This window comes from Oleiphilus sp. HI0066, from assembly GCF_001635725.1.
Genome location: NZ_LWFH01000383.1, coordinates 1 through 533 on the forward strand (window position 1 = coordinate 1; position 533 = coordinate 533).

Here is a 533-nt window from a genome sequence, read left to right on the forward strand (position 1 = left end):
TCAACTATACTCACTTAAAGATCTTTGGAGACGTAGTAGTTGTTACCTTTTATTTCTGAAAAACAGGCACTTATATACGATTGGTTGATGCGTCCGGTAAGTTCGGACAAAAGCTCAATTGAACGATTAGGGCATCGTACAGCACGTGTATGCTTTGCGATTGTACGAGACATAATGCAAGGCAATGTCTCTTTGCACGCAATGAGCTTGGTGTTTACCAGTATTTTATCCGTTGTGCCGCTCTTAGCGCTGAGCTTTTCATTGCTGCGATATTTCAACGTACAAAATCACTTCATGCCTGCGATCGAGCATTTTCTCTTACCGATGGGAGAAAAAGGCCAAGAAATTCTGAACTCGATCCTTCAGTTTGTCGACAACGTGAAAGTCGGCGTTCTGGGTGCAGTTGGTCTGGTCTTATTGCTGTACACAGTGGTTTCCCTAGTACAAAAGGTTGAACACGCATTTAATCAAATTTGGTATGTCGCAAGTACGCGCTCAGTTAGTCGTCGTTTGAGCAATTACATGAGCATGAT

Annotated in this window: 1 protein-coding gene; it reads left to right on the forward strand. The window is 42.8% G+C overall.

Features of this window, described 5'->3' with window-relative positions:
- Nucleotides 1-39 precede the first annotated feature (39 nt).
- A partial coding sequence (locus A3738_RS05280) for a YhjD/YihY/BrkB family envelope integrity protein (RefSeq protein ID WP_197473613.1) occupies nt 40-533 on the forward strand: 494 nt, incomplete at its 3' end.